Raw genomic sequence first — 18,183 nt, forward strand, 5'->3', positions numbered from 1 at the left:
TAAAAAACGTATGTTTGTTTTTTAATTTATATTTCAGTGTATATGGAAGGTTATACCGGATTAGTCTTAGAGGGAGGAGGGATGCGATGCGCATTTACGGCTGGAGTGCTTGATTTTTTTATGGATAATCAAATCTGGTTTCCTTATACAATAGGCGTTTCTGCCGGAGCAAGCAATGGCATCTCTTATCTCTCACGTCAAAGAGGGCGTTCTCGTTATTCGTATGTGGACTTAATGAAAGAATATAAATATGTCGGACTATTGCCCATGTTAAGAGGTAAGGGGGTGATTGATATGGACTTTCTTTTTAATGCTTTTCCTGAAAAGTATTACCCCTTTGATTTTAAAAAATATTTTGATGTTAGAGAACGCTTTGTTGTTGTTGCCAGTAATTGCTTAACAGGTAAAGCGGAATATTTTGAAGAAAAGTCGGATGAAAAACGCTTAGTTTCAATTGTTCGTGCTTCTTGTTCGTTACCTGTGATGTGTCCACTCACTTATGTAGATGGTGTACCGATGGTTGATGGAGGAGTATGTGATTCTATACCTGTTTGTAAATCAATGTTGGATGGAAACAGAAAAAATATAGTAGTACTAACACGAAATAAGGGATATAGAAAGAAGAATAAAGATTTTTATCTTCCCGGCTTTGTTTATAAAAAATATCCGGAATTAAGGCAACAATTACAACTTCGATATAAGAGTTATAATGAACAGATCGAATATGTGGAATCATTAGAGCAGAACAAGGATGTTATTGTAATTCGCCCCCTTCAGAAATTGAATGTGACACGTACGGAAAGGAGTGTGTCTAAATTAGCTGCGCTTTATACGGAAGGGTATGAATCTGCTAAAACAAAACTGCTTCAGGAAGGCTTAATTCAAAATATTATATAAACTTGGCTGTTTTTGCAGGATCGACAGATAAGTTGCATACATCTTTTTTCCTACCATCAAACCGGGCTTTACTTAAAGCGTTATCACGAACTTGTGATCCGGGATGTCCTTTAGCAATATCTGCGGAATGTGCTGCTATTTTGTGGGCGATAAGTTTGTCTTTTATTCTTTCTTTGTCCGAGTATGATGTCTGATCTGCAATTAAAGAAACTCCTTGCCATGCTATTTGCGCTGCACCAATTGCAGAAGAAATGTACTCCTGTCCCGGAGCAATGTCAGTGCTTACCGGAGTCGAAGAGAAAAAAGGAATCTGTTGACAAATATATTGCTGTTCTTTAATCCCTTCCTGTATTTTATTTAATGGTGTATGTCCCGGACCTTCTACGATAGTTTGTATAAAATGCTCCTTCGCTCTTTTTGCTACCTCTCCCAAAACCCGGAGTTCTGCAAATTGAGCGGCATCATTTGAATCATATATAGATGCCGAACGTAGTGCACTGCTCAACACCAATGTAATATCATATTGTTTGAGTATCTCACATATATCAGTAAAGTGAGTGTAGAGAAAATTTTCTTTATTAGTAATCTTCATCCATTCTTTAAGGAGAAGTCCGGCAGGATCAGTAATTCCTGTCAGTCGTACATCTGTATGCTTAGAATGTTTTTTTAATAACCCTGCATGAATACAGAAGCAATCTACTCCTTGTTCCGCTTGATTGACAATGACTTCACGAAATACTTTCCAGGTAAGATTATCGATAGTACCGACTTGTTTCAACGCGTCAAAAATCGGAGTAGAGGCATAAGGGATAGGAGAGTGGCGCAAAATGAATTCACGGGTATCGGTGTGTTGGGCATCTTCTTCGTTTTCCAGAAACAAATCATTTCCCCATTTACAAAACCAGGCAATTTTCTCCATTTCTTTTTCCGGAACTAATGCTGCCTGTTCATAACAAATTCGGGTGGCAACTTTTACTAAGAAGTTTTTACCGATAATCATTGGTTCGGCTTCCGGATGATTGATGTTTGACGGGATTACTGCACGTCCGGCTGCAATTTCTTTGCGAACAAAATCGGGAGTGATATGAGACTTTAGTCCAAGTTCTTCAACCTGCTGATTCTCACGAATGGCAACATATTCCATTTCCGGCGTAATAATTCTTCGCTTGGCATAAAACATTTGGGTGATATTTTTGCCCTGTTTAGCGATCAATTTGTTGTTAATCCGAATCTGATCTTTTCTTCGAATATTCCATTCCTCTTTTATTCTGGGGATTCCTGTCGATGTAGTTAGCTCAATTTTAGAGTCAGAATACGGTCCCGTTGTATCATAAAGAATTACCGGATTGTTTTTCTTTACACTTTTTTTTCCGTTTTTATCAATGAAAACAGTATCGGAAAGAGTTACTCTCCGCACGCCAACTTGTATCCGGTTCATTTCACCCCGAATATAAACTTTTTCTGAAGCAGGAAAATTAATCCGTATGTTTTTCTTGGTAGCCATATGTTTCTATCCGTACCTCTAAAATGGCGATTAAGATAAATAAAAAACGTTGGAAATAACTAATTCCAACGTTGCTTTGTGTTATATAAAACGTGACCGCGACAGGATTCAAACCTGTAACCGGCTGATCCGTAGTCAGCTACTCTATTCAGTTGAGCTACGCGGCCAAAAATGTTTAAACATGTCAAAGAAAAAATAGGTGACCGCGACAGGATTCAAACCTGTAACCGGCTGATCCGTAGTCAGCTACTCTATTCAGTTGAGCTACGCGGCCAAAAATGTTTAAACATGTCAAAGAAAATAGGTGACCGCGACAGGATTCAAACCTGTAACCGGCTGATCCGTAGTCAGCTACTCTATTCAGTTGAGCTACGCGGCCAATATGCTTAATGCGAGTGCAAAGGTAGTATTTTCTTTTACTCTCCCAAAAGAATAAGTTATGTTTTTACGATTAATCCAACATCTTTGGGTTAAATATCAGATATCCAATATTCAATCCAAAGTTAAAATTTTTCTTCGGATAACTATATCCGTTAGCATATAAACTGATAGAAGCAAACGGTAATTGAAAAACGATAGCTGCTTCTCCCATATATTTGAATGATTTTAAGAACGGACCATAATCCGGAGTGAAGAGTGTTTTGTTCTCAACGACCGAGATCTCTTTTTGAATTTCATAAATGGGACAAAAGGCATAGAGGTCTGTCCTGAAATGTAATAGTTTACTTAATTTAATAATCGGAGATATTCCTGTTGCAATATATTGGTTTGCTCTGAATGCCTCGTTGAAAGCAATAATACTATGCGGAGTTGGTGTAAATGCAGGAGCCTGCAGGATGGAAGAGGTATAATTATTCATTAAGTTTTTACTGGAAACCACTACTTCTGCCATGTATCCTAAATTAAAACGATTGTTTAGCGCTCTGTAATGTTGGATATGTCCTTTTATCATCAGCCAGCTATGCGTTTTAGAACTATACGTATCGGTATAATCTCCTGACGCCGGATGGTATTTTTCAAGGCCGGTAACATATTGCGCGTTAATGGATAATTTCTCGCCTGCAATAGGATATTGTTTGGCATCAAGCGTATTCTCTTCGATGTTAAGTGAACCGCTGAATAGATCATACGTACTTTTGTCTGATGAAGCATTCGGAAAAGAGATATTCGAACTTTGAAAATACAAATCCGTAGCTCGTCCATAAGTAAAACCAACCTCTGCCTTGGCTGAAGTCAAGAAAGGGAACCCTAATTTAAGTTTAGCAAATAATTCTTGTTGCTTTATGATAGCGGGTACCACATCTTCGTAGAAAAGAGATTGGCTTTCTGAGTATTTTTTATAAGAATAAGCCGTTTGTAGATTGATATACATAGGGATACGCGTCTGCAAATACATTCTGCCGTTTAACAACCAACCACTGAAGGAATTTCCTACCTGAAAGTTTGCGTTGAGATCTGTGGCGTAAGCACCTAAAGATTGATAACTGAGTCCTGCAAATAATTGGTTTGCTTGATGTGAAGAAATGTTTCCTCCAAATGCTATATCTAATTCTTCTTTGATTACAATATCTAAATAAAGGTCGAATTTTTTTTCTTTTCTGTTATAAATCGCGTGAGGGGTAATTTCCTTTATTTTTGAAGAAGTCAACATTTTGAAATAAGCACGACGAAATTCCTCCATTGTGAATTCATCATCAATATCCCGGTGTAATTGAGCTTCTATATATTTTTTTTGTAAATCGGAAACGCCGGAAATATAAATGTTTTTGAAAATAAGAGGAGGCAAACCTTCCTTGTATTGATGTCTTCTTTCATTTAATGAATCGAGCGGCATTTCGCGGGTTACCCGTTGCTTGATAGAGTCAATTTTCGTGAGTGTTTTCCTGTATCCGATTTCCATTAATTCTTTTGCCTTAGGAAAATCGAGCAGAGAAACAGTAGAAAGGTCAAATTTGACCATCATACCTTCTTCTTCGGGTACTTCATAGTCTGTTTTTTGCATAATCATTGTTTCAATTTGATTATACAGATTTTGTGATGGCTTTACTTTTGTTCCCGCAACCGCTGAACCGAAAATAAAATCAGGTTGGAAAGCTTCGCGCATCGGGTTGATGGGGAAGTTATCGTAAATACCTCCGTCAAACAAAGGCACTCCATCTTTCCAGATAGGTTTAAAAACAAGAGGGAAAGTCATTGATGCCCGAACGGCATCTCCTAAATCTCCATTCTTAAATATGATCGGTTTCTTGTTGTAAATATCTGAACCTACACAACGAAAAGGAACGAACAGGTTATCAAAATTCCACCCCGCCTTAGCAGTTGCCTGAGCAAATAATGAAATGAAGGCCTGGTTCATTTGAATCGGATTTATAAGGCTTCCCGGAAGAAGATTTGTGCGAACCTGAATGGAATCGGTGTAATCAATTGAAAAATGTAAAAACTCCGGGTTAGGGTCAGGTTTTTTAAAATAGTAAATATAATCGTCCTGAACAGTCCCTGTCTGCCAATAACCAAACTCATCGGAGAGGAGTAATTCAAGCATTTCGTCCGGAGTGTAGCCCATGGCGTAAAGACTCCCGATTATCGCACCGATAGATGTTCCCGTAATATAATCGATTGGTATGTTGTTTTCCTCTAACGCCTTGATTACTCCTATATGAGCAGCACCTTTTGCTCCACCTCCGCTTAATACCAGACCTACTTTCTGAGCATTAATAGATACGGAAGAAATTAATAGAAGAAAAATTAACGTTTTTCGAACCATAAAGAATATTTTACTCATCAAAAATAACGATTATTCCGGGAAATAAAACAGAAAAGGCTGCCAGAAATTAGGCAGCCTTACTATGAGTTTGGTATAATTGAAAGAATTTATCCGATTAACTGAACGCTACGTTTGATGAATTTGCTCAGCGCTTCGCCTTTCAACATCCCGTTGCTGAGTAAAGCAAGGTCAATCAATTGACTGATCAGTTTGTTTTTAGGCGCATATTCGGCAAGAATAGATTCGTATTGATTCGTCAACTCGTCAATTTTCTGATTAGTTGATTTCATATCCTCTTTTTCTTGTTCTGTTATTTCTTCCTCTTTCTTCTTATTCTGACTTTCGCGCAAATCAGTTTGGCGGGTTTGCCATCCTTTCAGGTCATTCAGAATAGGAGTAATCTGTTCTTTACAAGCCTGTTCTGTTTCTTCCAGAACTTTCTTTACCAATGTATGGTCTGTATTTAATACTAAGTTATAGCTATCAGGCAATTCTCCATAGAATGACATGCCGGGCTGCATGGCCGACATTTCACGCATTCTTCTCATATATTCGCTCTGAGTCAGCATTACCGGATTGGCATTTTCTCCAAGAGCCTCAAATGTTACCATGAATTCCGTCTTGTCTAATTTAGGCATAGACGTTTTGAATACTTCTGTCAATGATTTTTGCTGGTCTTCAGTCAATGATACTTTACCTGTATCTTCTTTCTTGATGATGTTTTCGATCGTATCGCTGTCCACACGAACAAAACGCGTTTTCTCGAATTTCTGCTCTAACTGACTGATTACATGCGAATCCAATTGCCCATCCATAATCAATACATTATATCCCTTATCTTTAGCAGCCTGGATATAGCTGTATTGATCGTCTTTACTGTTTGTATAGAGATAAACTAAATTACCTTCTTTATCTGTTTGTTCAGACTGAACCAGCTTTTTATATTCGTCGAATGTATAGTAAGCGCCATCCACATCTTTTAATAAGGCGAATTTAGCCCCCCGGTCATAGAACTTTTCATCACTAAGCATTCCGTACTGGATGAATAGTTTCAGGCTGTCCCATTTCTCTTCAAACTGTTTACGATCAGCTTTGAAGATTTCTTCTAATCTGTCGGCTACCTTCTTCGTGATATGGCTTGATATCTTTTTAACGTTCTGATCACTCTGCAAATAAGAACGGGATACATTTAGCGGAATGTCCGGAGAATCAAGCACACCATGTAATAAAGTCAGAAACTCAGGAACAATGCCTTCTACTGAATCGGTAACAAATACCTGATTGCTGTATAATTGTATTTTATTTCTGTTCAGATCTATATTACTCTTAATACGAGGGAAATAAAGGATTCCGGTAAGGTTGAACGGATAGTCCACATTCAGGTGAATCCAGAACAGAGGTTCTTCACTCATCGGATAAAGATCCTGATAGAACTTCTTGTAATCCTTGTCTTTTAGTTCCGAAGGCTTACGGATCCAGGCCGGTTTAGTTTCGTTGATGATATTATCGTTTTCTGTATCTACGTACTTCCCATCTTTCCATTCTTGTTTTTTGCCGAATGCGATTTCTACAGGAAGGAAACGGCAATATTTTGTCAGCAAACCATTGATTTTCTCTTTAGTCAGAAAATCTTTGTTCTCATCGTCAATGTATAAGATAATATCCGTACCTCTATCTGCCTTTTCGGTTTCTTCTAATGAATATTCCGGAGTGCCATCGCAGCTCCATTTAACAGCGGCTGCACCTTCTTTATACGATTTCGTTACGATTTCTACCTTTTTAGAAACCATGAAAGAAGAATAAAATCCCAGACCGAAATGTCCGATAATAGCAGCTGCATTGTTTTTATATTTTTCCACAAACTCTTCAGCACCTGAGAATGCGATCTGATTAATGTATTTATCAATCTCTTCTGCTGTCATTCCAATACCGCGGTCTGAAATCGTAATTGTGTTTTCTCCCAGCTTAACATGAACAGTCAGATCTCCCAGTTCTCCCTTAAATTCGCCGACCGACGATAGTGTCTTTAGTTTTTGGGTTGCATCCACTGCATTTGAAACTAATTCGCGAAGAAAGATTTCGTGATCACTATACAAGAATTTTTTAATAATAGGGAAAATGTTTTCCGAGGTAACACCTATGTTTCCTTGTTTTGCCATAATAAAATGTCTTTTATGTTTTAATGTTATTGTTTTCTGTAATTACCCGGATAAAGACAAAAAAAATGCCAGACATGACTGTCTGACATTTTGACCTGTTTTTATATCATTGTTGTAGAGACAAGACACCTCTTGTCTCTACCTTGTCCATCATTCTTGTTGGGGCAATGATTGAGATACTTCTGTTGTTATTTTTTGGTTTTCTTTGTCAAAACCTACTACAATCGTATCTCCTTCGTTTACTGAAGCTCGAATAATCATTTCTGCCATTTCGTCTTCTAAATATTTCTGGATTGCTCTCTTTAGAGGACGGGCTCCAAATTGCACATCATACCCTTTGGTGGCAATAAAGTCTTTCGCGTCATCTGTAATTTGTAACGTATATCCTAATTGAGAAACACGTTTGTACAGACCTCCCAACTCGATGTCGATAATTTTATGGATAGCTTCTTTATCAAGCTGATCAAACATGATTATATCATCGATACGATTCAGAAATTCGGGGGCAAACGCTTTGTTTAGCGCTTTCTGGATAACACTACGGGAGAAATCTTTATCTACATCATCACCACCTTGTGTGTTGAATCCTACACCTCTTCCGAAATCTTTTAATTGACGTGTTCCGATATTCGAGGTCAGAATCAGGATCGTATTCTTGAAGTCTATACGTCTGCCAAGACTGTCAGTCAGCCGTCCTTCATCAAGTACCTGCAATAAGAGGTTAAATACGTCCGGATGCGCTTTTTCTATTTCATCCAGCAAGACAACAGAGTACGGTTTTCTACGTACTTTTTCTGTCAGCTGACCACCTTCTTCGTATCCGACATATCCCGGAGGCGCTCCAATCAAACGGGAGACGGCAAACTTCTCTAAATATTCGCTCATGTCAATACGAATCAACGAATCGCTTGAGTCGAACAGATATTCTGCCAGCTTTTTGGCCAAGTGCGTCTTTCCGACTCCTGTCGGACCAAGAAACATAAACGTGCCGATAGGCTTGTTCGGATCTTTCAACCCTACGCGATTACGTTGTATTGCCTTTACAATCTTTTGAACCGCTTCGTCCTGCCCGACTACCTTTTGTTTCAATACCTCACCCATTTCGAGCAATTTCAGATTTTCCGCCTTTGCTATACGTTGTACCGGTACGCCGGACATCATTGCTACCACTTCTGCAACTTTTTCCTCATCTACCGTTTCCCGATGTTCCTGCATTTCGCGTTCCCATTTGGATTTAGCGGCATCAAGCTGCATTAATAATTGACGTTCCTGATCACGGAAACTTGCAGCAAGTTCAAAGTTCTGAGATTTAACAGCCGCTATTTTCTGTTGCTTCGTTTCTTCGATCTTTCCTTCTAATTCCTCAATACTCTTCGGCACTGTTATATTAGATATATGTACGCGCGAGCCGGCTTCGTCCAATGCATCAATAGCCTTGTCCGGAAAATTCCGGTCGCTGATATAACGTTCAGTCAGTTTTACGCACGCTAATAACGCATCGTCAGTATAAATCACATTATGATGTTCTTCATACCTTTCTTTGATATTTTTCAATATCTGCAACGTTTCTTCAGCCGTTGTCGGATCAACGATTACTTTTTGAAAACGACGTTCCAAAGCACCGTCTTTTTCTATGTTCTTGCGATACTCATCCAATGTTGTTGCACCGATACATTGAATCTCACCACGAGCCAATGCCGGCTTCAGCATATTCGCGGCATCCATTGATCCCGAAGCCGAACCAGCTCCAACTATAGTGTGTATTTCATCAATGAACAGAATAATATGCGGATTCTTAGACAACTCGTTCAAAATCGCTTTGATACGTTCTTCAAACTGTCCTCTGTATTTTGTTCCCGCGACGATGGATGCCATATCAAGACTCACTACGCGTTTATCAAACAGGATACGAGAAACTTTACGTTGCACGATTCGCAGAGCCAAACCTTCTACGATAGCCGATTTACCAACACCCGGTTCACCAATCAGCACCGGATTATTCTTTTTCCGGCGGCTTAATATCTGAGCAAGTCTTTCAATCTCTTTCTCACGTCCCACAATAGGGTCTAACCGGTTTTCTGCAGCGGCACGTGTCATGTCTGTCCCGAAATTATCTAAAACAGGGGTATCATTCGGCGATTTAGACTGTGCAGAAGTGCCCGAAGAAGGTTGAGAAGTTTCCTTTCTGGAAGAAAAACTTTCATCTTCATCTTCGTCCTCATCATCCGTATAACCATCGCTGATTTCTTCTGTTTCTGTATTTTCGTCTTTCCTTTTTAAATGTTCTAAAGGAGTTCCAATTATTAAGTTGTTGAATAACTCACGATAAAACACTCCGTATTCATTCAGCACGCGTGCGGCAACATTAAACTGCTCTTTCAGTATAGCCAGCATCAGATGTTCCGTATCCGTATCATCACTTTTAAACACACGCGACTCCAGCATGCTCATTCTCAGAACACGTTCAGATGTCTTACTTATTGCTATTTCATTCTGAATCGGAGTATCCGAATCTATTGTATTTCTAATTTCCTCTTCAATTTGTTTCTTTATAGCGGATATATTAACATTCATATCTTGCAACGCCTCAATCGCCCTTCCGGTTCCATCCCTCAGGATACCCAGCATGAGATGTTCCGGACCTATATAGCTGTTCTGAAGCCTTATTGCTTCTTCCCTGCTATATTCTATCACGTCTGTCACCCTTTTGGTATAATTATTCTTCATAGCGTTTTTTTATTACGTATATACTACAATGCAAATTTAATAAACTAACACTTAGAAGTATCAAAATCTATGCCATTAATCTTTAATAATGATATAAACAGAATTTATTAATTCTAACCGAACTCTTTTCTTGTTTCAGGAAGTCGGCATCTATATTGTTTATAAACCGGAGAAATCGAGTCAATGCCGGAATTCTTTTTAGGTATTATCCGATCAACAGAAAAGGGGGGGATAGAGGATAAAAACAAGGTCTGATAGTCCCTAAAAAAGTCCATTTTTTTGTCTTTGAAAATCAAAGTAAAAATAGGCGTAAAAATATAAAGGATATTTTTCCAAAAATAACCTTTATAATTGGAAAAATAACCTTTATATTTTTTTCTTTATTCTATTGCTGTTTGACAGCAAAGGTAGGCAGGTCTTATTTTGCTCCTTCCAATAAAGCGTCAATGGCTTGTTTATCTACCAAAGTGGCATCCGAACGATTGAATAACGCCAGACCATTGTCTCCGGCATGCCCATTATCCCAATAAAAAGGAACCAATCCGTTTTTCTTAGCAATCTCTGTTACTTTTGAGAGATAGTAAGCTCTTGATTTTAAATGATTCTCTTGTGTATTTTCTTTTAGGGAAAGACGACGGATGGCTCCGTATTCTCCCAGAATAACAGGGTATCCTTTGTCGGTAAACTGTTGTTTTACCTTCGCGAAAATTTCTTCCAGAAAATCTTCTTGTCCCCAACTGTCTGTTTTTCCGTATTGGCTATACGGCTTGCCCCAGAAATAAATATCGCTGTTTTCATTTAACGCAAAGTCATACGGATCATAATAATGTACTTCCACAAACAGGCGATTGGGAGTCGGATCGCTCGGCATTGTAAGATAATCAATCCCAAACTGGATGTTGGTATTGTAAGTCTGAACAATCAGATGGCGATAGGTATTTTTACCTCCTGTTTCACGGACAGCATCAACAAACGCTTGGTTGTAGGATTGCAGGACTTCGTTGTTTTCTTTGGTAGGAGCGGTATAGACATTAGATACATGTACCTCATTGGTTCCGGCAAAAAGTAATCGCTCATCGTAATCATTAAAGGCTGTCGCTATCTGTTTCCAGATTGCTTTTTGTTTTTTTACAACTATCGCTTGCTGACTATAGGTGGGATTATTTTCCAACCATCCGCCATCCCAATGACTATTTAGTATCACATACATGTCATTCTCAATACAATAATCTACAACCTCTTTTACTCTTTCCATCCAGGACGTTCTGATACGATATTCACTGCCTTCCTCCAGATAACTGTTCCACGCGCATGGGATACGAATAGCGTTAAATCCTGCCTTTTTTACAGCCGTAATTAAATCCTTTGAAATTTTAGGATTTCCCCAGCCCGTTTCCCCGCCATTACTAAGCGGTACTTCCAACGAATTTCCGGCATTCCATCCTAAAACTATATTCTCAGCAAGCTCCTGCGAATCACTTTCCATACCCTGTTTATCAGGAGGTAAGGTTTCTATATTTTCTTCTTCTTCTTTTTCCTCCTGCACTCTGTTTTCATTATCACTGCTACATCTGCCGAATAAGAATAACAGGGTTATCAGGAATAGGGTAAAGAATGCTCTGTTTTTTGTGAAGTTTATGTTCATAATATGTCAATTCTTTCTGAATTCAAACGGTGTTCTTTCTTTCTTTAATGCTTTTTTCTCAACAGTTCTAATATCAAATGAAACAGGGGATGTTACAAATTCGGGAATATTGAACGATTGAAGCAGATTGTCATAATGAGATACCTTTTTTTGAGGTAAAAGGAATGGTTTTGATACATTCCCTTGTTCGTCGATCGAGGCAATAAAAGGACGCGTATATAGGCCATCTAACCGGCGACTGCTGAATACAAACCATCGTGAATTACTACTCCAGTTGTGATAGCTTTCTACATCATTACTGTTTACTTCCGTTAGCTCTCTGGTCGTTCCTGTCTGTAAATCGACCAACCAAAGATCCGCTTCTTTATGCCAGATGGAGAAATTACCATAATCTGATAAGGTGTACATCAGATATCTACCATCGAAGGAAGGACGCGGAAATGAAACACTTTTATTGGTGGTTGAGGCTGATACCAACGTGTCCACTACCTGTCCGAAACCTCCCGCTTCCGGATTAAAATCAATCCGGCAAAGACTGTATTTAATCTGGTCATATTCCAGCGGCAAAGTCTTATAATCAGCAGAACAGAAATAAAGGCTTTTGCCATCGGGTGAAAATGCCGGGAAAGTTTCAAATACCGAATCATTTTTTAGTAACGGACTGGAGAATAGTTGATTTTTTTCGATGTCATAAACCACAAGATCAGAAGCCAGATCGACAACTTCTATTCGTTTGTTTTTTATTTCATGAAAACCTTGTTGCGTTTTGTTTACCGAATAAGCAATATATTTACCTGAAGGATGCCAGTATGGGTAAACGCAGTTGGACAGCGTTTCTTCTGTCTTAGTCGTATATAACTCGGTGTTACCATTTACAGATAACATTGTTGCGCCAAATTCTCCACGTATATGCAGATTCATATATTTCGGATTATTCTGATTGAAGGAGTGACAATTCACACAACTTGCAGGCAGAATTGTATTTTCAATCAGGGTTGTTTGTGTAAAGTCAGAAAGGGTTCGTTGATAAATTCCCATTTTACTATATACTTCATATCCCGGTGCAATCAAACGATAAACCAGACCGTAATCAATCGGGTAGGGGCTGATATAAATGCTAAAAGGAGCATATTGTATCCAGCCTTTTTCTTTTTTTAGGGAAACAGTAACCTTCAACGAACCTCCTGTGTTTTTTTCTAATAATCCTTTCCATTCTTTTTCAGGAATTTCGATAGCTTCTTTATTCTGAATGTGGATTATGCCTGTCTCGCTGCCTTCAAAAACAGCATCTATCCGTGAAAATTCGTCCTGAACTGAAAAATTAAGGGGAGCTATACTGGCAGGTATTGTTACCCCCGCGTAATCCGGAAAAACAATAGGGATATCTTGTTTTGTTTCTGTGGGAACAACAGCTTCATTACACGCCTGGGCTGACAGGAGAAGTATTGTCAGCATATACATCATATAGTTCTTCATAGGTTGCTTTATTATGTTTTCTAAAATGGAGATAATACCAGAAAGTGCCCGAAAACTGTTTTCGCAGCATCGGCTCCGGATTTTGTTGAGAGGTATAGATGTTTCCATATGTTCGAACATCATTTTTTATTTTGTCATTAATCGGATACGGGATGTTTTTAGTCGGATCCTCGTGATTAAGTCCCCAGATATAGATCAACGCTTCTTGATAATGCAGAGGAATCGATTTGTAGTTGATTTCTTTTCCTAAAGGATAGTACGAATGGAAATGTTTTAAATCCTTCGTAAGTAAACAGTAAGCCATCAGGTATTCAAACGCCATACGATGAGTTGGGTTTTGTTGTAATAAAATACCTAACATCATATCTTTTTCAGGTTCGCTGAAAAGAAAATCAACCTTGGTGCGGTATTTTCGTAATGTACCCCATTCGGGATCCGCTTCAATCTTTGCTTCATCGCTCAGATACAACATCGTTTTATCTGCCCAATGCTTATAGAGAGTCGTTTTCTGTAATAGTTTCAGATATTTACGAGCAACGTTATATTCGCCATTAATAATATTTGTTTCTGCTAATCGTTTGATTGCCCGTACGCTTTTTTGATAGTCCGGCAGAGCTTCCATTGCTTCGAAGGCATATCGTTGGGCAGTATTGACAAACCCCAAATGGTAATAGATTTCTCCGGCTATAAATGGAATAGTGTAATCTCTTGCAAAACTCGGAAATAACCCGGCAAGCCCATTTTGATAATAGTGAAACATCCGGTCGCCCATGATTCCCTTCTTACAAAGAGCCAGATTCAGACAAGACACAGAGAGGGAAGAAGAGGGAGCTTTCTTGTCTGCCATCTCTATTATCTTATCCCAATTCCGCATTCGGACATGATAGTCATAAGTCATTACTTCTTCTTTTTCTTTGTTGACCATCATACTGATCAAATACCCACTTCCTGAAATGATTATGGCCAATTGAAAGATGACGGCAAAGACTCTTTGTTTCTTTTCATAATCAGGTATGAAAAAAAACAGAACCGGTATGATTACCGTTGACAAGGCAATCACAACAACAGGCCATACCGGATATTGAGGATAACGATAAAATGTAACGCCACTCACTAATCTTTCTATGGGGTATTGAACTACTACTAATTTAGCAAGGAAGGGGAGGCCGATGAAAAGCAAACAAGAAATGAAGAGAACACTCCATTTTTTTAATGTTGTATCTTCTGTTTTCAGAAATTCCCAAGCAATAACAATTGTGCCGAATACCATAAACATCCCCCCGGCAAACCAGTATAAGGCGGGAAGCATCACCAATAAATAACTTATTCGCAAGGGATAGGACTTAATTTTCTGATATAAAGGCAGCGGAAGTAAAGAGAGTAACAAGGCAATCAGTCCGGCAAGCATGTAGTTTTCATCGCAAAAAAGGGACCAATATAGGACCGGAGGGATACAGGCAAGCAATTCAAATGCTTTTTTTCTTCCGAACCCTAATGCCGTTATTGCTATAAGAGAGGACATAAGCCCGAGTAGTACTCCCATAGTTAATGCTCCATACCATCTATATGAAAAGAACTGGATGAAATAGCCGGCAATATATTCAGATAGACCTCCGGGCTTTCCTGCCTGCTCCGATAAGTACTCCGAGCTATTCAGAAACAATTGAAACTGCTCCTGATAATGCAGATGGTATGGGTAGTAAAAATAGTAAAAAACAAAAATCAATAAACCTAATAATATAGAAGGCCATCCATTTATTTTTGTCCATGGTTTATACATAATTAATATTCTTTTAGCGGTTACTTACTGTTTCTGCAATTTGCTCTTTGCGGATTTTTTCTATATCAACGGCATTGAATGGAACAGGTCCTTTGGAAAGTTCCGGTATATTGAAAGACTTCAGGAAATTGTCATACTTCGTGGGATTACGTTGTGGAAGTACGAACGGTTTGTGCACTTCTCCATTTTTGTCAACATAACAAAAGTATGGCTTCCCGTATAATCCATCGTCTCGCTTGCTGGCAAACACAAACCAACGACTGTTGGATGACCAGGAATGATAAGAATCTGATCGGTCAGAGTTGACAATAGTCAATGAATCTATATTGCCTGTTCTTAGGTCAATCATTTGTAGATCCGTTTCCTGATGCCAGATAGGAAAGGTTCCGTAATCAGCTACTGTATAAAGTAGAAAATGTCCGTCTGGCGATGTTTTGGGATGACACACTGATTTGTTTTGTTCAATGCCATTGAATAGCGTGTCTATCTGTGTTCCGAAACTGCCGTTTGAAGCGTGAAAATCAATACTGCATAAATTATATTTCAACGACCGTACACTATCCGGTAAAGGTACGGCAGGAGCAGTACAGAAATAAAGTTTTGCTCCATCTGTAGAGAATACAGGAAATGTTTCCAGATTTGCTTTACCCGATAAGAGTGGAGAAGAGAAGACTTTGTTCGATTCCAGATCAATAATAATTATATCGGATTCTGTATCATAAACCTCAAGTCTTTCATTCTTTAAAGAATGAAATTCAGGGATAATCGTGTTCGTAGAGAATACGGCATATTTTCCGGACGGATGAAAATTCCCATAGATTGCCGGAGATATCTGCCCTTCAGCCTTCGTGTTTATTTTTCGAAGTTTCCCATCTCGATTTAAAATCGTTCCGCCATTTTTACCTCTTAGGTGAAACATGGATAAAGAAGCGTCCTGATTTCCGTAAATATGACAATTCATGCAACTCCCGTCGGTGAGGTTATTGTCTGCTAAAACACATTCGTCAAATGTTTCAATACGGCGTTCGCAAAGTTGTATCTTATTCCATACTTCGTATCCGGGTTCGATTAGCCGGTAACTTAAATACGGATCAAGCTTGTCCGGAACTATTTTCCAGTAGAACGGGGCATAACGAATCCATTTCCCATTTGATTTGGCTGTAATTCGTATTGTTATTTTGTTCCCTGATTCTGATGTAACCAATCGTTTCCATTTCTTTTCTGAAAACTGTACGATCTCGTCTTCATACATGGTGAACGAATTATTTTTACCTTCTATGACTATTTCAGTACTCTCAACACTGTCACGTAGTAAAAAATTTAATGGAGCTATATTCACGGGAATTACAATATTCGTATAATCCGGATAAATAGGAGGTAGGGCATCACTTTCTACGATAGAAGAAGGACGTTCGCAAGCAGAGAAAACGAAAACAAACAGAAGTATATGTATAATCCACTTTTTCATCATTTTTTCTTTTGTGCATAATGATAATAAAACCAATACGTATCCCCATAATCCTTTTGTAAACCTACACCGTTTCCTTCAGCTTCCTGATAACGTTTTGTATAAGTCATAAAAGTCGCGGTAAGCTCGTTTGGAATATGGTAAGATTCTAATGTTTTGGCGGAAACTTTCTTTTGGGCTAAGCCAATTAACAAGGCTTCACTATAAAATTTCGGCAGAGGATATTCTTTTTCTTTGTACCATTTATCAAAAGCCTCCATAAATGATGGAATGTTTTTATTCAGTAAATGATAACAAAGTAAATAATCTAATGCGGCTTTGTTAGATGGATTGCTTTCTATTAACATCGTTAAGGAAGCGGTAGCATCTGCGGCTGTTCTCAACGTATCGTAGGTGGCTATCAAAGACCGTTTTTGCATAAGCCAGGGATTCTGCTCTCCTTCCTCCATTATGGTTCGCATATTACTTGCATAACTTGTGTAAAACAAGGTCTTATCCAAGATCCTCAGATATTTGTTTACTGCAGCAGTATCACCTATCACTAAATTGATTTCGGCTAACCGTTTTATTAAACGCGCACTTCGGCTTTGAGGAGAGAATGTCATGGCTAACATTGTAGAATGTTGTGCCATATTCATATCCCCTAATTGATAATAGATTTCTCCACTGAATGTGATTTCAAGCGGATTACTATGCGGACCAACAGGGATAAACATTCCTTCACTGAATGGTTGATAGCAGGATAATAATTTGTCCGGTAGTATTCCTTGTTTCATCCAGGCAATATTTGTAAAATAAGTAGCGACCGGATTTTTCATTTGGTAAGATTCTGCTTTTCTTGACACTTTCTCCCAGTTTTCGGAATAGGTTTCAATATCTAAAGAGAGAAGTTTCTCCCGGGTTTGATTAATGTTTAGAAATATACCGGCCATAAAAGCGACCGTAAACAGAAGCAGAATGCCTGATTCTTTTTGTTGGTAACGAAATGATTTGTTGTCCGAAGATAAAATATATATCATAAACAAACCGACTAAAAAAAGAGAGGGCAGAAAACCGTAAAGAGTATTCATCGGATAAAGAAAAGCTTGCCTGACAGTTAATAAATAATATTCTCTGCAGAATAAAGGACAACATATTCCAATGACAACTAAGAATAGCCAATATGGAAAAGAAGAATAACGCCGTTTGGAAAGATCGAAAATAACGACCAGGAAGATAAATGTGAGAAAATGACTGCCGATAAATGAATACAAAAAGATGGAAAGTAGTAAACCTGTTATTCCTGCTTTGTGTTGTTTTTGTATCAATGAATAGAGTAAAAAAAAGAAAAGAGCTAAGAAAAATGCGATTGTAGATGAAAGTCTGTAGTTTGTTTCAGTATGTAAGAACCATAATGCGAGAACGGGAAGGACGATATATAGCCAGCTATCTCGCTTTCCTACGCGTGAAAAAACAAGAAATAGCATCAACAAGACTACACCTAAGACTCCTGAGATTACGATAGCACCTCCGCCTTTTATATAATAGAACTGGGTGAGAAAATCTCCAATATAACAGGCTAACCACCCCGGCTTGGAGAAGTAAGATAAAAAGTAGTCCGATGAAAACAGAAATAACTGCATTTGCTCTTCATAAAGCAGATGGTAAGGAATGACATACAGAAAAAACAGGAGACAGGAAACTCCCAGTATAAGTATTAATGCTAATTCAAATAATCCTCCAATCCGTATTTCATCCTGATTTCCGACCACTGTTTTCTGTGC

10 protein-coding genes and 3 tRNA genes are annotated in these 18,183 nt (G+C 38.5%); 1 reads left to right on the forward strand and 12 read right to left on the reverse strand.

Going from position 1 to position 18,183, the window contains the following annotated elements:
• Positions 1-36 precede the first annotated feature (36 nt).
• Positions 37-897, forward strand: coding sequence for a patatin family protein (locus tag PHT93_RS00960; RefSeq protein ID WP_300238379.1), 861 nt, complete (start codon positions 37-39; stop codon positions 895-897).
• On the opposite strand, the gene PHT93_RS00965 is transcribed toward PHT93_RS00960, so the two are convergent.
• From PHT93_RS00965 to PHT93_RS01020, 12 genes are all read right to left on the reverse strand, one after another.
• Positions 890-2,401: a phosphomethylpyrimidine synthase ThiC gene (locus PHT93_RS00965; protein WP_300238381.1), complete on the reverse strand. Its 1,512-nt coding sequence runs from the start codon at positions 2,399-2,401 to the stop codon at positions 890-892. The genes PHT93_RS00960 and PHT93_RS00965 overlap by 8 nt on opposite strands.
• A gap of 93 nt (positions 2,402-2,494) precedes the next feature.
• Positions 2,495-2,568 (reverse strand) — tRNA-Arg (locus PHT93_RS00970).
• Positions 2,569-2,601: 33 nt separating this feature from the next.
• Positions 2,602-2,675 (reverse strand) — tRNA-Arg (locus PHT93_RS00975).
• A gap of 31 nt (positions 2,676-2,706) precedes the next feature.
• Positions 2,707-2,780 (reverse strand) — tRNA-Arg (locus PHT93_RS00980).
• A 72-nt stretch (positions 2,781-2,852) separates the two neighbouring features.
• Entirely contained in the window at positions 2,853-5,165 is a 2,313-nt protein-coding gene (locus tag PHT93_RS00985; RefSeq protein WP_300238456.1) for a patatin-like phospholipase family protein, read from the reverse strand.
• A gap of 107 nt (positions 5,166-5,272) precedes the next feature.
• On the reverse strand, positions 5,273-7,324 hold the full coding sequence (htpG, locus tag PHT93_RS00990) for a molecular chaperone HtpG (RefSeq protein WP_300238383.1): 2,052 nt from the start codon (positions 7,322-7,324) through the stop codon (positions 5,273-5,275).
• A gap of 150 nt (positions 7,325-7,474) precedes the next feature.
• Positions 7,475-10,051 carry an ATP-dependent Clp protease ATP-binding subunit gene (locus PHT93_RS00995; RefSeq protein ID WP_300238385.1) on the reverse strand — a complete coding sequence of 859 codons (2,577 nt, stop codon included), beginning with the start codon at positions 10,049-10,051 and terminating at the stop codon, positions 7,475-7,477.
• Positions 10,052-10,469: 418 nt separating this feature from the next.
• Positions 10,470-11,696 (reverse strand): glycoside hydrolase family 5 protein, encoded by a 1,227-nt coding sequence (locus PHT93_RS01000; RefSeq protein WP_300238387.1) that lies wholly within the window; start codon positions 11,694-11,696, stop codon positions 10,470-10,472.
• Between the two features lie 6 nt (positions 11,697-11,702).
• Complete coding sequence (locus PHT93_RS01005; RefSeq protein WP_300238390.1) at positions 11,703-13,172, reverse strand: hypothetical protein; 1,470 nt, start codon at positions 13,170-13,172, stop codon at positions 11,703-11,705.
• Positions 13,114-14,952: a DUF6057 family protein gene (locus PHT93_RS01010; protein ID WP_300238393.1), complete on the reverse strand. Its 1,839-nt coding sequence runs from the start codon at positions 14,950-14,952 to the stop codon at positions 13,114-13,116. Before PHT93_RS01010 ends, PHT93_RS01005 begins: the two co-directional genes overlap by 59 nt.
• Positions 14,953-14,965: 13 nt before the next feature.
• A complete protein-coding gene (locus PHT93_RS01015) occupies positions 14,966-16,420 on the reverse strand; it encodes a DUF3716 domain-containing protein (RefSeq protein WP_300238395.1) in 1,455 nt (484 codons plus the stop codon).
• The gene (locus PHT93_RS01020) at positions 16,420-18,171 is read right to left on the reverse strand and encodes a DUF6057 family protein (protein ID WP_300238397.1); all 1,752 of its coding nucleotides are present in this window, start codon (positions 18,169-18,171) and stop codon (positions 16,420-16,422) included. Before PHT93_RS01020 ends, PHT93_RS01015 begins: the two co-directional genes overlap by 1 nt.
• Positions 18,172-18,183: the final 12 nt, after the last annotated feature.

Origin of the sequence: Massilibacteroides sp., assembly GCF_028705895.1 — a bacterium.
GTDB lineage: Bacteria > Bacteroidota > Bacteroidia > Bacteroidales > Tannerellaceae > Massilibacteroides.

Coding starts and splice junctions, on each gene's coding strand:
- PHT93_RS00965 (WP_300238381.1), bottom strand. CDS start 2,401: ATGGCTACCAAGAAAAACATACGGATTAATTTTCCTGCTTCAGAAAAA.
- PHT93_RS00985 (WP_300238456.1), bottom strand. CDS start 5,165: ATGGTTCGAAAAACGTTAATTTTTCTTCTATTAATTTCTTCCGTATCT.
- htpG (WP_300238383.1), bottom strand. CDS start 7,324: ATGGCAAAACAAGGAAACATAGGTGTTACCTCGGAAAACATTTTCCCT.
- PHT93_RS00995 (WP_300238385.1), bottom strand. CDS start 10,051: ATGAAGAATAATTATACCAAAAGGGTGACAGACGTGATAGAATATAGC.
- PHT93_RS01000 (WP_300238387.1), bottom strand. CDS start 11,696: ATGAACATAAACTTCACAAAAAACAGAGCATTCTTTACCCTATTCCTG.
- PHT93_RS01005 (WP_300238390.1), bottom strand. CDS start 13,172: ATGAAGAACTATATGATGTATATGCTGACAATACTTCTCCTGTCAGCC.
- PHT93_RS01010 (WP_300238393.1), bottom strand. CDS start 14,952: ATGTATAAACCATGGACAAAAATAAATGGATGGCCTTCTATATTATTA.
- PHT93_RS01015 (WP_300238395.1), bottom strand. CDS start 16,420: ATGAAAAAGTGGATTATACATATACTTCTGTTTGTTTTCGTTTTCTCT.